Origin of the sequence: Microbispora corallina, assembly GCF_016863035.1 — a bacterium.
Taxonomy (GTDB): domain Bacteria; phylum Actinomycetota; class Actinomycetes; order Streptosporangiales; family Streptosporangiaceae; genus Microbispora; species Microbispora corallina.
Window position 1 is genome coordinate 167288 of sequence record NZ_BOOC01000013.1, and the last position, 18829, is coordinate 186116.

General features: G+C 71.3%; 18 protein-coding genes and 3 tRNA genes. 8 read left to right on the top strand and 13 right to left on the bottom strand.

What is annotated here, in order from left to right; genetic code table 11:
- Position 1: 1 nt before the first annotated feature.
- Together Mco01_RS16195 and Mco01_RS16200 are read right to left on the bottom strand one after the other, a co-directional pair.
- A complete protein-coding gene (locus tag Mco01_RS16195; protein ID WP_204057715.1) occupies positions 2–1009 on the bottom strand; it encodes an NAD(P)H-dependent glycerol-3-phosphate dehydrogenase in 1008 nt (335 codons plus the stop codon).
- A gap of 65 nt (positions 1010–1074) precedes the next feature.
- Positions 1075–2028, bottom strand: a complete 954-nt coding sequence (locus tag Mco01_RS16200) for a lysophospholipid acyltransferase family protein (protein WP_307825578.1) — start codon at positions 2026–2028, stop codon at positions 1075–1077.
- 78 nt (positions 2029–2106) lie between these two features.
- On the opposite strand from Mco01_RS16200, the gene cofC reads away from it, so the two are divergent.
- Positions 2107–2748: a 2-phospho-L-lactate guanylyltransferase gene (cofC, locus tag Mco01_RS16205; RefSeq protein ID WP_239103647.1), complete on the top strand. Its 642-nt coding sequence runs from the start codon at positions 2107–2109 to the stop codon at positions 2746–2748.
- A gap of 66 nt (positions 2749–2814) precedes the next feature.
- Here cofC and Mco01_RS16210 read toward each other — a convergent pair whose 3' ends face one another.
- Positions 2815–4284 carry an MFS transporter gene (locus Mco01_RS16210; protein ID WP_204057717.1) on the bottom strand — a complete coding sequence of 490 codons (1470 nt, stop codon included), beginning with the start codon at positions 4282–4284 and terminating at the stop codon, positions 2815–2817.
- Between the two features lie 196 nt (positions 4285–4480).
- On the opposite strand from Mco01_RS16210, the gene Mco01_RS16215 reads away from it, so the two are divergent.
- Together Mco01_RS16215 and Mco01_RS16220 are read left to right on the top strand one after the other, a co-directional pair.
- Positions 4481–5200: a TetR/AcrR family transcriptional regulator gene (locus Mco01_RS16215; protein WP_204057718.1), complete on the top strand. Its 720-nt coding sequence runs from the start codon at positions 4481–4483 to the stop codon at positions 5198–5200.
- Between the two features lie 39 nt (positions 5201–5239).
- Positions 5240–5440, top strand: coding sequence for a cold-shock protein (locus tag Mco01_RS16220; protein WP_036331317.1), 201 nt, complete (start codon positions 5240–5242; stop codon positions 5438–5440).
- 66 nt (positions 5441–5506) lie between these two features.
- On the opposite strand, the gene Mco01_RS16225 is transcribed toward Mco01_RS16220, so the two are convergent.
- The 4 genes from Mco01_RS16225 to leuC form a co-directional block, all read right to left on the bottom strand.
- Positions 5507–5809 carry an HU family DNA-binding protein gene (locus Mco01_RS16225; protein ID WP_036331315.1) on the bottom strand — a complete coding sequence of 101 codons (303 nt, stop codon included), beginning with the start codon at positions 5807–5809 and terminating at the stop codon, positions 5507–5509.
- Between the two features lie 50 nt (positions 5810–5859).
- Positions 5860–6120, bottom strand: coding sequence for an SCO5555 family protein (locus Mco01_RS16230; RefSeq protein ID WP_084370171.1), 261 nt, complete (start codon positions 6118–6120; stop codon positions 5860–5862).
- Positions 6099–6686, bottom strand: a complete 588-nt coding sequence (leuD, locus tag Mco01_RS16235; protein ID WP_204057719.1) for a 3-isopropylmalate dehydratase small subunit — start codon at positions 6684–6686, stop codon at positions 6099–6101. Before leuD ends, Mco01_RS16230 begins: the two co-directional genes overlap by 22 nt.
- 116 nt (positions 6687–6802) lie before the next feature.
- The gene (leuC, locus tag Mco01_RS16240) at positions 6803–8188 is read right to left on the bottom strand and encodes a 3-isopropylmalate dehydratase large subunit (RefSeq protein ID WP_204057720.1); all 1386 of its coding nucleotides are present in this window, start codon (positions 8186–8188) and stop codon (positions 6803–6805) included.
- A 139-nt stretch (positions 8189–8327) separates the two neighbouring features.
- On the opposite strand from leuC, the gene Mco01_RS16245 reads away from it, so the two are divergent.
- From Mco01_RS16245 to Mco01_RS16255, 3 genes are all read left to right on the top strand, one after another.
- Positions 8328–9044 carry an IclR family transcriptional regulator gene (locus Mco01_RS16245; protein ID WP_036331308.1) on the top strand — a complete coding sequence of 239 codons (717 nt, stop codon included), beginning with the start codon at positions 8328–8330 and terminating at the stop codon, positions 9042–9044.
- Between the two features lie 81 nt (positions 9045–9125).
- Complete coding sequence (locus tag Mco01_RS16250) at positions 9126–10829, top strand: hypothetical protein (RefSeq protein WP_204057721.1); 1704 nt, start codon at positions 9126–9128, stop codon at positions 10827–10829.
- Between the two features lie 84 nt (positions 10830–10913).
- Positions 10914–11633, top strand: coding sequence for an MgtC/SapB family protein (locus Mco01_RS16255; RefSeq protein ID WP_204057722.1), 720 nt, complete (start codon positions 10914–10916; stop codon positions 11631–11633).
- Between the two features lie 15 nt (positions 11634–11648).
- On the opposite strand, the gene Mco01_RS16260 is transcribed toward Mco01_RS16255, so the two are convergent.
- From Mco01_RS16260 to Mco01_RS16275, 4 genes are all read right to left on the bottom strand, one after another.
- Positions 11649–13391 (bottom strand): pyruvate dehydrogenase, encoded by a 1743-nt coding sequence (locus Mco01_RS16260; RefSeq protein WP_204057723.1) that lies wholly within the window; start codon positions 13389–13391, stop codon positions 11649–11651.
- A 126-nt stretch (positions 13392–13517) separates the two neighbouring features.
- Positions 13518–13590, bottom strand: a tRNA-Glu gene (locus Mco01_RS16265).
- Between the two features lie 10 nt (positions 13591–13600).
- Positions 13601–13676: transfer RNA gene (locus tag Mco01_RS16270), tRNA-Glu, on the bottom strand.
- Positions 13677–13729: 53 nt separating this feature from the next.
- Positions 13730–13801: transfer RNA gene (locus Mco01_RS16275), tRNA-Gln, on the bottom strand.
- Between the two features lie 174 nt (positions 13802–13975).
- Here Mco01_RS16275 and Mco01_RS16280 point away from each other — a divergent pair.
- Complete coding sequence (locus tag Mco01_RS16280; RefSeq protein WP_204057724.1) at positions 13976–15955, top strand: M3 family metallopeptidase; 1980 nt, start codon at positions 13976–13978, stop codon at positions 15953–15955.
- A gap of 183 nt (positions 15956–16138) precedes the next feature.
- Here Mco01_RS16280 and gltX read toward each other — a convergent pair whose 3' ends face one another.
- Together gltX and Mco01_RS16290 are read right to left on the bottom strand one after the other, a co-directional pair.
- Positions 16139–17512, bottom strand: coding sequence for a glutamate--tRNA ligase (gltX, locus tag Mco01_RS16285; RefSeq protein WP_275410505.1), 1374 nt, complete (start codon positions 17510–17512; stop codon positions 16139–16141).
- Positions 17505–18275: a fumarylacetoacetate hydrolase family protein gene (locus tag Mco01_RS16290; RefSeq protein WP_204057725.1), complete on the bottom strand. Its 771-nt coding sequence runs from the start codon at positions 18273–18275 to the stop codon at positions 17505–17507. Before Mco01_RS16290 ends, gltX begins: the two co-directional genes overlap by 8 nt.
- A gap of 159 nt (positions 18276–18434) precedes the next feature.
- Between Mco01_RS16290 and Mco01_RS16295 the strand changes: the two genes are divergently transcribed.
- Positions 18435–18824, top strand: coding sequence for an antibiotic biosynthesis monooxygenase family protein (locus Mco01_RS16295; protein WP_204057726.1), 390 nt, complete (start codon positions 18435–18437; stop codon positions 18822–18824).
- The last annotated feature ends 5 nt before the right edge of the window (positions 18825–18829 follow it).

Sequence of the window (18829 nt, forward strand, 5' to 3'; positions counted from 1 at the left end):
GTCAGACGCCGTAGCGCTCGGGTTTGGGCGTGCGGGACATCAGCAGCATCGCGGCCTCACTGGGGGTCATGCCGTCGTGGACGACACCGACGACCACTTCGGTGATGGGCATCTCCACATCGTGCTTCCTGGCGAGTTCGAGCACCGACTCGCAGGACTTGACCCCTTCGGCCGTCTGCCGAGTCGCCGCAACGACCTCGGCCAGGGTCATCCCGCGCCCCAGATTCTCCCCGAACGTGCGGTTGCGGGACAACGGAGACGTACACGTCGCTATGAGATCCCCCATGCCGGCCAGACCGGCGAACGTGTGCTGGTCGGCCCCGAGGGCGGCGCCCAGGCGGGCGATCTCGGCGAGCCCGCGGGTCATCAGCGTCGCCCGGACGTTGTCCCCGAGGCCCATGCCGACCGCGACGCCCACGGCCAGCGCGATGACGTTCTTCACCGCGCCGCCGAGCTCCACGCCGACCACGTCCGGATTGGTGTACGTGCGGAACCACGGCAGGTGGCACGCCTCCTGGAGGCGGTCGGCGACGGCCTCGTCGGTGCAGGCGACGACGGCCGCCGCCGGCTGCCGCAGGGCCAGCTCGCCGACCAGGTTGGGCCCGGAGACCACGGCCACCCGGCTCTCCGGCACCTCGGCCACCTCACAGATGACCTCGCTCATCCGCTTGCACGTGCCGAGCTCGACGCCCTTCATCAGGCTGACCAGGACGGCATCCGCGGGGAGGGCGGTCCTCCAGGCCGTGAGGTTGGCCCGGAGGGTCTGCGCCGGGACGGCGAGGACCACGAACTCCGCGCCGTCCGTCGCCTCCGCCGGGTCGGTCGTCGCACGGAGGGTCTCGGGGAGCGGGACGCCCGGCAGGTACTCCGGGTTCTCGTGGGTGCTGTTGATCGCGTCGACGACCTCCGCCCGGCGCCCCCACAGCGTGGTGCGGGTGCCCGCCTCAGCGAGGATCGTCGCGAACGTGGTGCCCCACGAGCCCGTACCGAAAACGACCGCCGTGCTCACTCGCCGCACCCACTCCTGTTGCTCTCCCGGGCCGTACCCGGTCCCGCCCTCACCGTACGCCTTTGTCAGCTGTTGGCGGCGTTGCGCGGGTCGTAGGGGGTCTCGGGCGCCTTCTCGTCCCGGATCTCGGCGAGCAGGGCCGTGATGGCCGCCGTGATGTCGGCGGTGGCGTCCCTCAGGACCGAGGCCCGCAGCGGCTGCCCCTCGTACTTCGACAGGTCGACCGGCGGCCCGGCCAGCACGTGGAACGTCTTGCGCGGGAGCAGCCGCGGCTTCTTCTCCCCGTACGGCAGCAGGTCCTGGGCGCCCCAGTGGGCGATCGGGATCACCGGCACACCGGTGGTGAGCGCGAGGCGGGCGACGCCGGTCTTGCCGACCATCGGCCACTTGGCGGGATCGCGGGTGATCGTGCCCTCGGGGTAGAACATGATCGACGCGCCGTTCCTCAGGCGGTACTCGGCGGTCTTCAGCGACTGGGTGGCCTCGGTGCTCCCCCGGTGGACGGGGATGGCCTGCAGCTGCGTGATGATGTGCCCGAGGACGGGCACCTTGAAGATGCCGGACTTGGCCAGGATGGTGGGCCACCGTCCGTTGTTGTAGAGGTAGTGGGACAGCAGCACCGGGTCGGACCAGGACAGGTGGTTGGCGGCGATGATGAGGCCGCCGCTGCGCGGGATGTGCTCTCCCCCGCGCCACCTGCGCCGCACGAACAGGCGCGACAGCGGCTTGACCACGACGACGGCGAAGTACTCCCAGAAGCGCGGCGGCCGGCCGGCCCGGCGCCCGGGGCGCCACCCGGCCTGCCCTCCGTCCGGCACGTCCCGGGACACTGCGGCCCGCGCGGCGCCGGACCCGGCGGCGGGCGCGGCGGGCGAGACAGGTGCGGCGGGCGTGGGGACGACGGGTGCGGCGGCGGCGTCCACGGCCGCCTGCTGGGCGGGGTCGCGGCCCGCGGGGTCGTCGAGGGCGCCGGGGGTCCGTTCGTCCGCGCCGGGCGCTGGCTCGCTGGGGTGGCTCACTGGGTTCTCCAAATCACCGGGATCGCCGACAAGTCTCCCGGTTGGCCATGGGCGATGTCGAGGCGGGATGCTACAGCTATGCAGCTCGCGCGATGGTCCATTGTCGTACCGGTGAAGACCCTGATCCGGGCGAAGACGCGCCTGGCGGGGGCCGCCGGGCCGTACCGGACCGATCTGGCGGTCGCGGTGGCGAGCGACACGGTGGCGGCGGCGCTGCGCTGCCCCCTCGTGGCGCGGGTGATCGTGGTGACGGCCGACCCGCTGCCCGCGGAACGGCTGGCCGCGCTCGGGGCGCACGTGGTGACCGATCCGGACCGGGGGCTGAACGCGGCGCTCCGCTTCGGCGCCGCCGAGGCGCTGCGGCTGGCGCCGGACGACGCGATCGGGGCGCTGCAGGCCGACCTGCCGGCGCTGCGGCCGGCGGAGCTGGAGGTCGTCCTGACGGCCGCCGCGGAGTTCGAGCAGGCCTTCGTCCCGGACGCGGCCGAGGTCGGGACGACGTTCTACGGGGTGCGGCCGGGCGTGGCGTTCCGGCCGGGGTTCGGCGGCGAGTCGCGGGCCCGGCACCTGTCGGCCGGGGCCAAGGAGCTGGCCCCGGACGGCATCCCCTCGGTCCGCCGTGACGTGGACACGATCGAGGACCTCCGCGAGGCGCTCGCGCTGGGGGTGGGACCCGCCACGGCGGCGGTCGCCCCCCTCATCGGCCGGCGCCTCGCGTGAGCCGGCGCGGGGCGGGGGACGAGGGGGGCGACGCCGGATCGGCGGGTTCGCCGGGACGGGCGGGGGTCACGCCGCCACGCTCTCGGCCTCCTCGCGCGCCTGCTTCGGCAGCAGGAAGGCCACGGCGAACGTCGCGACGAGCATGCCGGCCACGACCCACAGCGTGATCTTCATGCCGTGGTCGAAGGTGCCGGGGGTCGGGATCTTCCCGAGCACGTCGAAGAAGATCGTCCCGAGCAGGGCCACGCCGAACGCGTTGCCGAGCTGCTGGACGGCGGTGAGCGTGCCGGACGCCGACCCGGTCTCGTGCTGCTCGACGCCGGCGAGCACGATGTCGAAGAACGGCGCCATCAGCAGCCCCATGCCGATCCCGGTGACGACGAGGGCGGGGGTGAGCTGCCACGGCGTCACGTGCATCCCCGCGACGTTCAGCGTGACGAGGACGCCGAGCACGCCCAGCGTCATGATCAGCGTGCCGCCGTGCAGGACCTTCCGGCCGAACTTCTGCACGGCCTGGGCGATGCCGAAGCCGACGATCATGCCGGCCGACCAGGGCACCATCGACAGCCCGGCCTTGAGGGTGGAGTAGCCGAGCCCGGTCTGCGTGTAGAGGTTGAAGACCAGCATGAACCCGGCCATGCCGGAGAAGAAGACCGTGCCGGTGAGCAGGCCGCCGGTGAACGCGCGCTTGCGGAACAGGCTCGGGACGATCAGCGGGTCGCCGCCCGACCTGCTCCTGCGCGCCTCGAACCACCCGAACAGCGCGAACACCGCGACCGAGGCGGCCAGCATGACGAACGCCCAGGCGGGCCAGTCGTGCTCGCGGCCCTGGACCAGCGGGTAGATCACCAGGAAGCCGCCCAGCGAGGCGAGCAGCACGCCGGGGATGTCCAGCCGGAGCGGGTGGGGCGATCGGGACTCGGGCAGGAAGCGCATCCCGGCGAGCAGGGCGGCCAGGCCGAGCGGCAGGTTGATCAGGAAGATCATGCGCCAGCCGGTGCCGAAGTAGTCGGCCTCCACGAGCCACCCGGCGAGGATCGGCCCGCCGACGGCCGACAGGCCCATGATCGGCCCGAACATGCCGAAGGCCGCCTGCATCTCCTTGGGCGGGAACATCTCCTTGATCATGCCGAGCCCCTGCGGCAGCATGACCGAGCCGAACAGGCCCTGGATCACGCGGGCGCCGATCAGCATCTCGGGCGACTGCGCGACCGCGCACAGCAGCGACCCCAGGGTGAAGCCGGCCGCGCCGATCAGGAACATCCGCCTGCGCCCGAAGATGTCGCCGAGACGGCCGCCGGTGATCAGGCCCACGGCCATCGAGAGCGTGTAGGCCGCGCCCATCCACTGGATGGTGGCGGCCGTGCCGCCGAGGTCGGCGCGCATCGTCGGCGCCGCGATGTTGGTGACCATGGCGTCGAGGAGGTCCATGACCTCCGCGGCGAGGATCACGAAGAGGGCCGCCCAGCGCCACCGGTACGGCGGCGCTGCGATGTCCGGCGTCGCGGACGCCGTCACGCCGGTCGGATTCGACATCGCTCCTCCTGAGCGTTCTGAACACTGTTCGTTTACTGAGCAGTGTTCTACCATTGAGCAGTGTTCGTCAGCAAGTGCAGCGTTCATAAGATATATCTCAAGTAAGGGAGGGACAAGATATATCTCAAACCGAGAGCGCTGTTCGCCCCACCGGAGCACCGTTCACTACGATGGGCGGGACAGCGGGAGGTCCCTCATGAGTCAGCCGGACATGCCCACACCGCCGTGGGAGCGTCCGCGGAAGCGTCAGGCCACGGCGCGGATCCCCCTGACGCAGGAGCGGATCGTGGACGCCGCCTTCGTCGTGCTCGACAGGGACGGCTACGACGGCCTGAGCATGCGCCAGGTCGCCGCCGAGCTGAAGGTGGCCGTCTCGGCCCTGTACGCCCACGTGAGCGGCAAGGACGAGCTGCTCCACCTCATGTACCGGCGGCTGTTCGAGGGCGCCGACCTGCCCGACCCCGACCCCGACAACTGGCAGGAGCAGGTCAAGCAGTTCGCGCGGGACGGCCGAACCCGGCTGCTGCGGCACCGCGACATGGCCCGCATCTCGATGGGCCAGATCCCGTTCACCCCGGACCTGCTCCCGTACGTCGAGAAGCTCCTGGCGATCTTCCGGGCGGCGGGCCTGCCCGACCGGGTCGTCGCGATCGCAGGCGACATGATCTCGACCTACATGGACGGCTTCACCCTCGAGGAGTCGATGTGGCAGGAGCGCTACCGCGAGGCCGGCGACGGGTCGTGGGACCGGATGCGTGAGGAGTTCCAGAAGTACTTCGAGTCGCTCCCGCCCCAGCGGTTCCCCAACATGGTGGCGCTGGCGGACCTCATGGTGGACGAGTCCAACGACTACCGGTTCGAGCTGGGCCTGGAGATCATCGTGCGGGGTCTCGCGTCGTACCTGCCGGAGAAGTGAGGCTCGGGCCGGCGGGCGCGGCGCGGGTACGCTGATCGGGTGCAGGCCACGGTGAAGACCTTCGACCGGGACACCCGGTCGGGATCCCTGTACCTCGACGACGGGACGGAGATCCCGTTCGGCGCGGAGGCGTTCGACGCGGGGCCGCTGCGCCACCTGCGATCCGGGCAGCGGGTCAACGTCGTCATGACGGACGGCCGCGTCACCTACGTCACGCTCTCCACGTTCCCGACGCCCTGAGCGGGGCCGGGAGTAGACGAGCGGCGCCCGGACGGGGTCCGGACGCCGCTCAGGGTCTGATGGCTGTTACTTCTTCTTCGCGGATGAGGCCTTGCCGCCCGCGTTGACCTGCTCCTTGAACTCGGCCCCCGGGCGGAACCTGGGCGCCCAGCTCTCCGCCACCTTGATCGGGTCGCCGGTCGAAGGGTTGCGAGCCGTACGGGCGGGCTTGTGCACCATTTCAAACGCGCCGAAGCCGGTGATCGAGACCTTGTCGCCGCTGGCGACCGCGCCCTGGATGGCGTCGAGGACCGCGTTGACCGCTTCGGTGGCCGTCTTCCTGTCGCCCACACGGTCGGCGATCGCGTCGACGAGTTCCTTCTTGTTCATTTGGTTCCTCCCCCTTACGCGCTTGAAATTAGGGGACGAGGTCACGGGACTCAATCACCGGGGGGCATGTTTCGCCTGCTCGGCGTGTCGGATGTGCCGTCCAGATAGGCGATGAAGGCGTCCAGCCGGGCGGCCGCATGGCCTATGTCCCGCTTTGCCACGTCACAGATGGCGAGCAGCCGTCTGGTCAGGCGAGCCCGCTCCTCCTGTGGTAAGGCTAACGCCCTGACGCGGCGATGCGCATCACGCAGTCGCCGCGCCAGCAGGTCATCCGGGGTCTGATGATCGTTCAGACGGTCGTCGGCAGCCATGGCTGCCGCCCATTCTCGTACTCGGCGATGTCGTCCGCGTGACGCAGGGTCAGCCCGATGTCGTCGAGCCCCTCCATGAGCCGCCACCGCGTGTAGTCGTCGATCTCGAACGGCGCGTCGACGTCGCCGGCGCGCACCCGGCGCTCGGCCAGGTCCACCGTGATCTCGGTGGCGGGGTCGGCCTCGACGGCCGCCTGGAGGCGCTCGACCACGTCCTCGGGCAGCACGACCGGCAGCAGGCCCATCTTGGTGGAGTTGTTCCGGAAGATGTCGCCGAACCGGGAGGAGATCACGGCGCGGAAACCGTACTGCTGGAGCGCCCAGACGGCGTGCTCGCGGGAGGAGCCGGTGCCGAAGTCGGGGCCCGAGATCAGGATGGAGGCGCCGTCGTAGGCGGGGTCGTTCAGGACGAAGGACGGGTCCTCGCGCCAGGCGGCGAACAGGCCCTTCTCGAAGCCGGTCCGGCTGACCTGCTTGAGCCAGACGGCCGGGATGATCTGGTCGGTGTCCACGTTGCTGCGCCGCAGCGGCACGGCCCGGCCGGTGTGGGTGGTGAAGGCATCCATGGTGATCTTTTTTCCTCAGGACGAGTCGGTTCGGGACGCCGGGCGCCGCGTCTGCCGCGCGCCGCCGGGGCGGTGGACCGGGGCGGCCGCGCGGGCCGCCCTCACGGTCCCGCGGGTCACAGGTCGGCGGGCGCGGTCAGCCGGCCGGTGACGGCGGTCGCGGCGGCGACCTGCGGCGACACCAGGTGGGTCCGGCCGCCCTTGCCCTGGCGGCCCTCGAAGTTGCGGTTGGACGTCGACGCGCTGCGCTCGCCCGGCTGGAGCGTGTCGGGGTTCATGCCGAGGCACATCGAGCAGCCGGCCTCGCGCCACTCGGCGCCGGCGGCCGTGAAGACCTCGTGCAGCCCCTCGGCCTCGGCGGCCTTCTTGACCTGCATCGAGCCCGGCACGATCAGCGTGCGGGTGACCACCCGGCGGCCGCGGAGGATCTCGGCGGCGGCGCGCAGGTCCTCGATGCGGCCGTTGGTGCAGGACCCGACGAAGACCGTGTCCACCTGGATGTCGCGCAGCGGGGTGCCGGCGGCGAGACCCATGTACTGCAGGGCCCGCTCGGCCGCCGACCGCTGGACCGGGTCGGCGAACTCCTCCGGCGACGGGACGGCCGCGCCCAGCGGGGCGCCCTGGCCCGGGTTCGTGCCCCAGGTGACGAACGGCGTGAGCGCCGAGGCGTCGATCTCGACGACCGTGTCGAACACGGCGTCGTCGTCGGTGCGCAGGCTCTTCCAGTACTCGACGGCCTCGTCCCAGGCGGCCCCGGTCGGAGCGTGCGGACGGCCGCGCAGATACTCGAACGTGGTCTCGTCGGGGGCGATCATCCCGGCCCGGGCGCCCGCCTCGATCGACATGTTGCAGATCGTCATCCGGCCCTCCATGGAGAGCTTGCGGACGGCCTCGCCGCGGTACTCGACGATGTGGCCCTGGCCGCCGCCGGTGCCGATCTTGGCGATGATGGCCAGGATCAGGTCCTTGGCCGTCACGCCGACCGGGAGCTCGCCGGTGACCTCGATCGCCATCGTCTTCGGCCGGTAGGCCGGCAGGGTCTGCGTGGCCAGGACGTGCTCGACCTCGGAGGTGCCGATGCCGAACGCGATGGCGCCGAACGCGCCGTGCGTCGACGTGTGGGAGTCGCCGCAGACGATCGTCATGCCGGGCTGGGTGAGGCCGAACTGCGGGCCGATGATGTGCACGACGCCCTGACCGGCGTCGCCCATCGGGTGCAGCCGGACGCCGAACTCGGCGGCGTTCTTCCGCAGGGTCTCGACCTGGGTGCGCGAGACCGGGTCCGCGATCGGCCCGAGCACGGTCGGGACGTTGTGGTCCTCGGTGGCGATCGTGAGGTCGGGACGCCGCACGGTGCGGCCGCTGAGACGCAGGCCGTCGAACGCCTGCGGGCTGGTCACCTCGTGGATGAGGTGAAGGTCGATGTAGAGCAGGTCGGGCTCGCCCTCGGCACGGCGTACGACGTGCTGCTCCCAGACTTTCTCAGCCAGTGTGCGACCCATGGTTGTGACGCCTCCTCGCGTTCTTCCCCCGGGTGTCGGTCTCTAATGATGAGACGGAAATATCGGGATATGGACAGTGTATCTGGCGAATTCCAGTATTGCGTTTGCATCTCGCAATGCGAGACGGCAGTATCGAGGCATGGACAACTCTAGCGGGGTCGGAGTACTCGACAAGGCGGTTCTCGTACTGAACGCCCTGGAGGCGGGCCCCGCTTCCCTGGCACAGCTCGTCCAGGCCACCGGTCTGGCCCGGCCGACGGCGCACCGGCTGGCCGTCGCGCTGGAGCACCACCGCATCGTCTCCCGCGACACGCAGGGCCGTTTCATTCTGGGTCCCCGGCTGTCGGAGTTGTCCACCGCCGCCGGCGAGGACCGCCTGCTGGCCGTCGCCGGGCCCGTCCTCACCCAGCTCCGCGACATGACCGGGGAGAGCGCGCAACTTTACCGTCGGCAGGGCGACGAACGGGTCTGCGTGGCCGCGGCGGAGCGCGCGAGCGGCCTGCGGGACACCGTGCCCGTCGGCTCGGCCCTGCCCATGACCGCGGGGTCGGCCGCCCAGATCCTGCTGGCCTGGGAGGAGCCCGACCGCCTCCACCGCGGCCTGCGGGGCGCCAAGTTCACGGCGGCGACGCTGGCGAGCGTCCGCCGCAGGGGCTGGGCGCACAGCGTCGGGGAGCGCGAGCAGGGCGTGGCCAGCGTCTCCGCGCCGATCCGCGGCTCCGGCGGCAAGGTCATCGCGGCCGTGTCGGTGTCGGGGCCCATCGAGCGGCTCACCCGTACGCCCGGCCGCATGCACGCGGCGCCGGTGGTCGCGGCGGCTGAAAGGATCACGGAGGCCATGCGGCGGGCCAACTGACCGCCCCGGCAGCGACGCCGGGCCGGGCGCGGCGCGACAACTGATTAGAGGACGGTGTCCCGAAAGCCCTAGGCTGGCGGAGTGACAGATCGCATCGAGGCAGCCGCCGCTGAACTGCGTCCCCTGCTCCAAGAATTCATCCTCTGGGCGCCGGACAACGCACCCGGCAGCGACCCCGATCTGATAGGGCCGGTCGCTCTGTGGCACCGCCTCGAGGCCCGCAAGGACGTCGGGCTGTGGAAGCGCGGCGATCTGCGGAGCGTCCTGCTGGAGCGCATGCCCCAGGTCGTCGAGGACCCGGACGCCGCCGCCGACGGCATGGTCCAGGCCGTCCGGGCGTACCTGACGTTCCTGTCGGCCACCGGCCGGCTCTCGCCCGGGTCGGACCCGCTCCCTCGCCTGCTCGCCGAGCTCGACGACGTCGAGGACGACTTCGTCGACGCGATGGAGGACATGATCTCCGAACGCGACTGGGACGAGGAGGAGGACGAGCTCGACGGCGACGAGGAGGACGAGAGCCTCGGCGACTTCGAGCCGTTCGCCGACGAGATCGGCGCCCTGCCCACGATCCGGCTGCGTCCCGACGCCGAGCTCGCCGCCGCGGCCCGCGAGGTCACCCTCGTCCGGCAGGCCCGCGACCTGGCCCTGTGGGTCGGCACCGGCCGCAAGGTCGGCGAGCAGACCCTGCTCAGCGACGACGAGGTGGACGAGGCCGTCCGCACGATCGGCCTGCCCGACGCCGGCAACATCTGGAACCTCTGGAACCTCGCGATCGACCTGGAGTTCCTCGCCCCCGACGGCAACGACACGGTGAGCGTCGACTCCGACACCGCCGCCTGGCCGTTCGACGACGACGAGGACGTCCTGGACGTCTGGATGCTCGGCCTCCACTCGATCGACTACGGCGATCCCGAGCTCGACGACGACGACCTGACGCTGGCCCTGTCCGGGCTGACCCGGGCGCTGCTGGTCCGCGTGCTGCTGAACGGCGGCTCCCGCTCGCTCACCGACCTGCGGGAGGAGCTGGCCGAGGCCGTCGCCGAGTACGACGACCTGGGCCCGGACGCGTGGTCGGCCGCCGGCGACCCGCTGGCCCCCGTCGTGGCGTGGCTGACGGGGTACGGCATGGTCACCGTCGAGGGCGACGACGTCACGCTCACCCCGCTCGGCACGGAGGGCCTCGTCCACATGCTGGACGACGAGGACATCGAGATCGACGCCCGCCCGGCGATCGACGCGATGACGGCCCTCGACCTGCTGTCGTTCAGCGCGGACATGTCGGAGGAGGAGGCGGACGAGGAGTTCGCCGCCTGGCTGGCCCTGCGCGACCCGGCCGAGGCCGCCTCCGAGCTGCTGAAGGCCGCGGCAGAGGAGGAGTCGGACGCCCTCGTGCGGGTCCAGGCGGCCAGCCTGGTGGGCTCGCTCGGGGAGGCCGCCGTCCCGGCGTGGCTGGAGGCCCTCAAGGAGCCGTCCCTGCGGCCGTACGCCGCCACCCATCTGACGCAGATGGAGGTCGAGGAGGCGCCGGAGCCGACCCAGGCCGACACCCACTGGCTCATCCTCGACATGTGGACGATCTCCGCCGGCCTCGGACGGCCCGAGTTCGTCAGCAGCCTGCACGACATCGGCCCGGCCCCGACCCTCGTCGGGCTGCTGGACGTGATCTGGAAGATCCCGCACCCGCACCTGGAGGAGCTCCTGGAGGCCATCGGTGACGCCCATCCCGACCGTCAGGTGGGGAAGGCGGCCAAGCGGGCGCTGTTCAAGGCCCGCTCGGGGAGGTAGCGGAACCTCGCTCCGCCGCGGCCGACGTCCGGATGCCCCGCATTTCCCCGGGCTTATCCGGAGTCGGGAGATTACTCTGGCTGCATGGTGCTGGCGTCGCTCGGAGCGGGCGCCGGCCAGGGATGGGCGCAAGCCGGTGACCTCGCCGTCGCTCTGGTGCTGTCGGCCGCCATCGGCCTCGAACGGGAGATCCGCCAGAAGAGCGCGGGACTGCGGACCCACATCCTCGTCGGGCTCGGGGCGGCGCTGTTCATGCTGGTCTCCAAGTACGGCTTCGCGGACGTGCTGGGCGACGGCGTGTCGTTCGACCCCTCACGGGTGGCCGCCCAGATCGTCTCCGGGATCGGCTTCATCGGCGGCGGACTGATCTTCGTCCGCCGCGACGCGGTGAAGGGCCTCACGACCGCCGCCGCGATCTGGCTGACGGCCGGCGTCGGCATGGCGGCGGGGTCCGGGCTCTGGGTGCTGGCCGTCCTGGCCACGGGGGTCCACTTCCTGGTGATGTTCGGGCTGACCCCGCTGGTCGCCCGGCTCCCCCGCTCCCGGTTCGCGCCGTCCCGGCTGCGGCTGACGTACCTGGACGGACGCGGGGTCCTGCGGCACGCGCTCGACCTGTGCGGCAGCCGGGGGTTCACGGTGAGCGAGATGTCGCTGGAGCGGCCCGAGGAGGCCCGTGGCGAGCGGACGGTGACCATGTGGCTGTCGGTGCACGGCAGGGCCTCCGTCTGCGATCTCACCGGCGACCTGGCCGACATCGAGGGCATGCTCGCCGTCGCCTGCGACGAGGGCGACCCCCAGGCCTGAGCCCGGGCGGCCGGATCACGGGCGGGGGATGTTGCGGAGGTTGGCCCGGGCCAGCTGGACCATCCGGCCGACGCCGCCGGAGACGATGATCTTGCTGGCCGACAGCGCGAAGCCGGTCAGCTGCTCCCCCGTGATGCGTGGGGGGATCGACAGGGCGTTCGGGTCCGTCACCACGTCGACGAGGGCCGGCCCGTCGTGCCGGAACGCCTCCCGCAGCCCGTCCGCGACCTCCTTCGGGTTCTCCACGCGGACGCCGAACGCCCCCGCGGCCCGGGCGATGGCGGCGTAGTCGGTGTGCGGGTACGAGGTGCCGTACGGGGGCAGCCCGGCGACCATCATCTCCAGGTCGACCATGCCGAGCGAGGAGTTGTCGAAGACCACCACCTTCACGGGCAGCCGGTGCTGGACCAGGGAGAGGAAGTCGCCCATCAGCATGGAGAACCCGCCGTCGCCCGACACCGAGACCACCTGACGGCCCGGCTGGGCGAGTTGCACGCCCAGGGCCTGCGGCAGGGCGTTGGCCATCGAGCCGTGGCTGAACGAGCCGATCACCCGCCGCCGGCCGTTCGGCGTCAGATAGCGCGCCGCCCACACGTTGCACATCCCGGTGTCCACCGTGAACACCGCGTCGTCGGCGGCCTCCTCGTCGAGGACCGAGGCGACGTACTCGGGGTGGATCGGGACGTGCCGGTCCACGTCGCGGGTGTAGGCCGCCACGACGCCCTCGAGAGCGTCGGCGTGCCGCTTCAGCATCCGGTCGAGGAACCGCCGGTCGGTCTTCTCGCGCACCCGCGGGATGAGGGCCCGCAGCGTCTCGCGGACGTCGCCCCACACCGCGAGGTCCAGCTTCGACCGCCGTCCCAGATGCTCGGGCCGGACGTCCACCTGCACGGTCCGCACATCGTCCGGGAGGAAGGGACGGTACGGGAAGTCGGTGCCGAGCAGGATCAGCAGATCCGCCTCGTGCATGGCGTCGTACGCGGCGCCGTATCCGAGCAGGCCGGACATGCCGACGTCGAACGGGTTGTCATACTGGATCCACTCCTTGCCGCGCAGAGCGTGGCCGACGGGCGACTTGATCCGCCGGGCGAGCTCCATCACCTCGTCGTGCGCGCCCGCCGTGCCGCTGCCGCAGAAAAGCGTCACCCGCTGGGCCGCGTCGACCATCCGGGCCAGCGCCGCGATCTCGTCCTCGCCGGGACGGATCGCCGGCCTGCGGGTGACCAGGGCCAGCTCGGCCGCGCGCTCCGGCGCCTCCCGGCCGGCGACGTCCCCCGGCAGGCTGACCACGGACACCCCGGACCGGCCGACCGCGTGCTGGATCGCCGTCTGCAGGACCCGCGGCATCTGCGAGGGGTGGGAGATCAGCTCGGAGTAGTGGCTGCATTCGGCGAACAGCCGGTCCGGGTGGGTCTCCTGGAAGTAGCCGGTCCCGATCTCGCTGCTGGGGATGTGCGCCGCGAGCGCGAGGACCGGCGCCATGCTGCGGTGCGCGTCGTACAGGCCGTTGACGAGGTGCACGTTCCCCGGGCCGCAGCTTCCCGCGCAGGCCGCCAGGCGCCCGGTGATCTGGGCCTCGGCCCCCGCGGCGAAGGCGGCCGTCTCCTCGTGGCGGACCTGGACCCACGTGACGTCCGGGCTCCTGCGCACGGCGTCGGTGATCGGGTTCAGGCTGTCGCCGACGATTCCGTAGATCCGCCGGACGCCGGCCTGGGCGAGGATGTCGACGAACTGCTCCGCGATGGTCTGCCGCGCCATGGCGGTCCTCCGATCGGCTCGGCGCCCTCTTCCGAGTCTGCGCCGGGCCGACCCTCGATCCCTCAAGCGGGGTCGCGAAATGCGAGAACCCCCGGCGCAGTGAGTGCCGAGGGTTCTTCGTGGGTGTAGCCCCGACCGGATTCGAACCGGCGCTACCGCCTTGAGAGGGCGGCGTCCTAGGCCACTAGACGACGGAGCCGTGTGCAGTGTGGTAGTCCCGAGCGGATTCGAACCGCCGTTACCGCCTTGAGAGGGCGGCGTCCTAGGCCACTAGACGACGGGACCGTGCACTGCGCTGTTCTTCTATCCAGCAGAATCCCTTTGGTGGGGGGATCCAGCTGGGGTACCAGGACTCGAACCTAGACTAACGGAGCCAGAATCCGTCGGGCTGCCAATTACCCCATACCCCATCTGCTCGCGAGACCCGTCGGTCCCGCTTGCGACTCCGAAAGGATAGCCCAGCTTGGCACCCACCACCAAAACGATTGACCGCGTGCCCCACGATCTCGTCTGACGACGTCCCTGTGTAAGGCTGGGGGCGAACGCCAGCACCCCGCCCCGCACCACGTGAGGAGCCGCGAGAGATGATCTCGGCCGCGAACCCCTTCCTCAGTCCCAGCACGCTGCCGTACCAGCTGCCCCCGTTCGAGGAGATCGAGGAGGAGCACTACGGGCCGGCGTTCGAACAGGGCATGGCCGAGCACCTCGCGGAGATCGAGGCGATCGCGGACGACCCGGCGCCGCCGACGTTCGAGAACACGATCGAGGCGCTGGAGAGGTCGGGACGGCTGCTCGACCGGGTGTCCGCGGTGTTCTTCAACAAGGCGTCGTCCGACACCACCCCGGGCGTCCAGGCCATCCAGAAGGACGTGACGCCCAAGCTGACCCAGCACGCCGACGCCATCCACCTCAATCCCCGGCTGTTCGCGCGCATCAGGGCGGTGGAGCCGGCAGACGACGAGCAGCGGTGGCTGCTGGAGCGCTACCTGACCGACTTCGTGCGGGCGGGGGCGGAGCTCGGCCCGGACGACCAGGAGCGCCTCAGGGCCATCAACGAGCGGCTGTCCACGCTCGGGACGACGTTCCAGCAGAACCTCCTGGCCGACACGAACGCCCGGGCCGTCGTGGTCGACGACGTGGCCGAGCTGGAGGGCCTGTCGGAGGACGCCGTCAACGGGCTGGCCGAGACGGCCCGGGAGCGCGGACTGGACGGCAGGTACCTGATCACGCTGGTGCTGCCGACCGGCCAGCCGTCCCTCGCGGAACTGGCGAACCGGTCGCTGCGGCGGCGCGTCCACGAGGCGTCGGCCGGGCGCGGCGCGGACAACGCCGACCTGATCAAGGAGATGGCGCGGCTGCGCCGGGAGCGGGCGCGGCTGCTGGGCTACGGGAGCCACGCCGAGTACGTCCTGGCCGATCAGACGGCCGGCACGACCGCGGCCGTCACCGAGATGCTCGACCGGCTGGTCCCGCCGGCCGTCGCCAACGCCCGCAAGGAGCAGGCCGACCTGGAGGAGGTCGCCGGGCACGCCGTCCAGCCGTGGGACTGGTCGTTCTACGCGGAGAAGGTGCGCAGGGCGCGGTACGACATCGACAGCGCCCAGATGCGGCCGTACTTCGAGCTGAACACCGTCCTGGAGAAGGGGGTCTTCCACGCGGCCACCCGCCTGTACGGCGTCACGTTCACCGAGCGGCCCGACCTGCGCGCCTACCACCCGGAGGCGCGGGTGTTCGAGGTCGCCGACGAGGACGGCAGCCTGCTCGGGCTGTACATCGGCGACTTCCACGCGCGTGCCTCGAAGCGGGGCGGCGCGTGGATGAACAGCCTGGTCAAGCAGTCGGGCCTGGAGGGCACGAGGCCCGTCGTGGTCAACAACCTCAACATCGTCAAGGGCGAGCCGACGCTCATGACGTTCGACGAGGTCAACACGATGTTCCACGAGTTCGGCCACGCGCTCCACGGACTGTTCTCCGACGTCCGCTACCCGCGCTTCTCCGGTACGGCGGTGCCGCGCGACTTCGTGGAGTACCCGTCCCAGGTGAACGAGATGTGGGCCACCCATCCGGAGATCCTGGCGAACTACGCGCGGCACCACGAGACGGGCGAGCCGATGCCGCAGGACCTCGTCGACCGGATGCTGGAGACCCAGAAGTTCAACCAGGGGTTCGCCACGGTGGAGTACCTGGCGGCCACCCTGCTCGACTGGGCGTGGCACACGGCGTACGAGGGCGAGGACGTGGCGGAGTTCGAGGCCCGGGCACTCAGGGACGCGGGCGTGGATCTGCCGGCCGTGCCCCCGCGTTACCGCAGCACCTACTTCGCGCACATCTGGGCGGGCGGCTACAGCGCCGGCTACTACTCCTACATCTGGAGCGAGGTCCTCGACGCCGACACGGTCGAGTGGTTCAACGAGAACGGCGGCCTGCGGCGGGAGAACGGCGACAGGTTCCGCCGGGACCTGCTCTCCAGGGGCGGCAGCGTGGACGCGATGACGGCCTTCCGGGCGTTCCGCGGCCGGGATCCGGAGATCACGCCCCTGCTGGCCCGCCGCGGCCTCCTGTGACCCGTTGACGCGCCCCGGCGGACGCCGGGCTCGCGCGAAGGCCCCGCATCGCGACCGATGCGGGGCCTTCCGCGCAGGACTCCACAGCCGGACCGCGACGGCGGGGGCTCTCGACGCGGGTCCCGGAGCACACCCGGGCGCGGGGCCCTGAAGGGGGCTCCGCGCCGCGGCCGACCGGGACCGTCAGGAGGCGGCCGTCAGCCGCTCCAGAGCGCTGCGGACGCGGCCGAGCGCGCGCTCGCGGCCGAGGACCTCGATCGACTCGAACAGCGGCAGGCCGACCGTGCGGCCGGTGATCGCGACGCGGACGGGCGCCTGGGCCTTGCCGAGCTTGAGCCCGTGGGCGGCGCCCACCTCCTCAAGCGCCTCCTTGAGCGACTCCGGGTCCCAGGCGGCCGACTCCAGCCGCTCGGCGTAGCCCGTGAGGATCTCGGCGGCGCTCTGCTTCATCGCCTTGTCCCAGGAGGCCTGGTCGAACACCGGCTCGTCGAGGAAGAGGAAGTCGACGGCGGCCGTGACCTCCGACAGCACGGCGACCCGGGTCTGCACGAGCTCGGCGACGCGGGCGAACACCTGCCGGTCCCAGGACCGGTCGAGCCACGGCTCGCACCGCGAGACGAACACGTCCAGGGGCAGCGCCCGGATGTACTCCCCGTTGAACGCCCGCAGCTTCTTCTCGTCGAAGAACGCGGGGGCCTGGTTGACGTCCTCCAGGCGGAACAGCGGCATCATCTCCGACCAGGGAAGGATCTCCCGGTCGTCGCCGGGCCCCCAGCCGAGGAGCATGAGGTAGTTGACCATCGCCTCCGCGAGGTAGCCCTCCTCGCGGTAGGACTCCAGGGCCACCTTGTCGCGCCGCTTGGACAACTTCTGGCGCTTCTCGTTGACGATCACCGGGACGTGCGCCCAGACCGGGGGCCGGGCGCCGAGCGCCTCCCACAGCAGCTGCTGCTTCGGCGTGTTCGACAGGTGCTCCTCGGCCCGGACGACGTGGCTGATCCGCATCTCCATGTCGTCGACCACGTTGGCCAGGATGAACAGCGGCGAGCCGTCGCCGCGCACGATGACGAAGTCCTCCATGGCGGAGTTGGGGAACTCCACCCGCCCCCGGACCTTGTCGTCCACGACCGTCACGCCCTCGTCCGGCGTCCGGAAGCGCACGGCGCCCTCGGCGAGGCCGAGGTCGCGGCAGTGGCCGTCGTAGCCCTGGTGCTCGGAGCCGGTCCGCGCCTTGACGTCCTCGCGGGTGCAGGTGCAGTGGTAGGCCTTGCCGTCCTTGAGCAGCCTGGCCGCCGCCTCGCGGTGCTGCTGCTCATAGGCGGACTGGAAGTAGGGCCCCTCGAAGTGGGGCGAGTCGCCGTTGATCCCGATCCAGGCGAGGGCCGAGATGATCCCCTCGGTCCACTCGGGACGGTTGCGGGCCGCGTCCGTGTCCTCGATGCGCAGCACGAACGTGCCGCCGGACTGCTCGGCGATCGCCCAGTTGAACAGCGCCGAACGGGCGCCGCCGACGTGGAACATGCCGGTGGGCGAGGGGGCGAAGCGCACCCTAGTCACGTGAGATCACCCGGTTAGTGAGAGTTCCGATTCCTTCGATGCCGACGCTGACCTCGTCGCCGACGGCCATCGGGCCGACCCCCGCCGGCGTGCCCGTCAGGATGACGTCGCCCGGCAGGAGTGTCATGACCGAGGTGACGTAGGCGACGAGCGCCGGGACGTCGTGCAGGAGCAGGGACGTGCGCGCGCTCTGCCGCAGATCGCCGTTCAGCGCGGTGGTGATCGCCAGGTCGGACGGGTCGACCGACGTCTCGATCCACGGGCCGAGCGGGCAGAACGTGTCGAAGCCCTTGGCCCGGGTCCACTGCCCGTCCTTCTTCTGCAGGTCGCGGGCGGTGACGTCGTTGGCGCAGGTGTACCCGAAGATCACGTCGTGGGCCCGCTCCACCGGCACGTCGCGGCACAGCCGCCCGATGACGACGGCGAGCTCTCCCTCGAAGTCGACCCGGCTCGACAGCTTCTCCGGGTAGGCGATCGGCTCGCCCGGCCCGATCACGGACGTGCTCGGCTTGAGGAAGAGGGTGGGCTCCTCCGGCGGCTCGCCGCCCATCTCCCGCGCGTGGTCGGCGTAGTTCTTGCCGATGCACACGACCTTGCTGGGCAGCATCGGGGCGAGCATGCGGACCTCGGCCACCGGGAACCTCTCACCGGTGAACTCCACCCCGCCGAAGGGGTGGCCGTTGATCCTTGCGACGACCTCGCCGCCGTCTTCCACCGCTCCGAACGCGACCCCGTCGCCCTTGGAGAACCTCGCGATACGCACGTGACGAGCCTAGGTCATGTCCCCGAGGTCTCACGCCCGCCGCCCCGTGCCTGTGGACGACGGGCGGCCCGCCTCCGGGGACCGGCGGGAGCGCCCTCGTAAGGTGGTCGTGGTGGCCGATCACGGCCACGTGGGGATCGATTTCGTACGGGAGTCCAAGTGCCTTCGGTCGTGAAGATCAATGTGCTGACGGTGCCCCAGGAGATGCGGGAGCAGCTCGAGAAGCGGTTCGCCAACCGGGCCGGCATGGTCGAGTCGTCCGACGGGTTCGAGTGGTTCGAGCTCCTGCGCCCCATCGAGGGCACCGACCGTTACCTCGTGTACACCCGCTGGCGCAGCGAGGAGGACTTCCAGCGCTGGCAGGAGAGCCAGGCCTTCCAGGCGGGCCACGCCCAGGCCGCCGCGCAGGCCCAGAGCCAGGGGGAGAGCCAGAGGCAGGGCCACCCGCACGGCCAGGGTCACGGTCACGGCCACGGCGGTCCCGCCGCGAGCGGCTCGGAGCTGTGGTCGTTCGAGGTCGTCGAGACGGCGGCGCCCAAGCAGGGCTGACGTCC

Coding starts and splice junctions, on each gene's coding strand:
- cofC (WP_239103647.1), top strand. CDS start 2,107: ATGCAGCTCGCGCGATGGTCCATTGTCGTACCGGTGAAGACCCTGATC.
- Mco01_RS16210 (WP_204057717.1), bottom strand. CDS start 4,284: ATGTCGAATCCGACCGGCGTGACGGCGTCCGCGACGCCGGACATCGCA.
- Mco01_RS16215 (WP_204057718.1), top strand. CDS start 4,481: ATGAGTCAGCCGGACATGCCCACACCGCCGTGGGAGCGTCCGCGGAAG.
- Mco01_RS16225 (WP_036331315.1), bottom strand. CDS start 5,809: ATGAACAAGAAGGAACTCGTCGACGCGATCGCCGACCGTGTGGGCGAC.
- Mco01_RS16230 (WP_084370171.1), bottom strand. CDS start 6,120: ATGGCTGCCGACGACCGTCTGAACGATCATCAGACCCCGGATGACCTG.
- leuD (WP_204057719.1), bottom strand. CDS start 6,686: ATGGATGCCTTCACCACCCACACCGGCCGGGCCGTGCCGCTGCGGCGC.
- leuC (WP_204057720.1), bottom strand. CDS start 8,188: ATGGGTCGCACACTGGCTGAGAAAGTCTGGGAGCAGCACGTCGTACGC.
- Mco01_RS16245 (WP_036331308.1), top strand. CDS start 8,328: ATGGACAACTCTAGCGGGGTCGGAGTACTCGACAAGGCGGTTCTCGTA.
- Mco01_RS16255 (WP_204057722.1), top strand. CDS start 10,914: ATGGTGCTGGCGTCGCTCGGAGCGGGCGCCGGCCAGGGATGGGCGCAA.
- Mco01_RS16260 (WP_204057723.1), bottom strand. CDS start 13,391: ATGGCGCGGCAGACCATCGCGGAGCAGTTCGTCGACATCCTCGCCCAG.
- Mco01_RS16280 (WP_204057724.1), top strand. CDS start 13,976: ATGATCTCGGCCGCGAACCCCTTCCTCAGTCCCAGCACGCTGCCGTAC.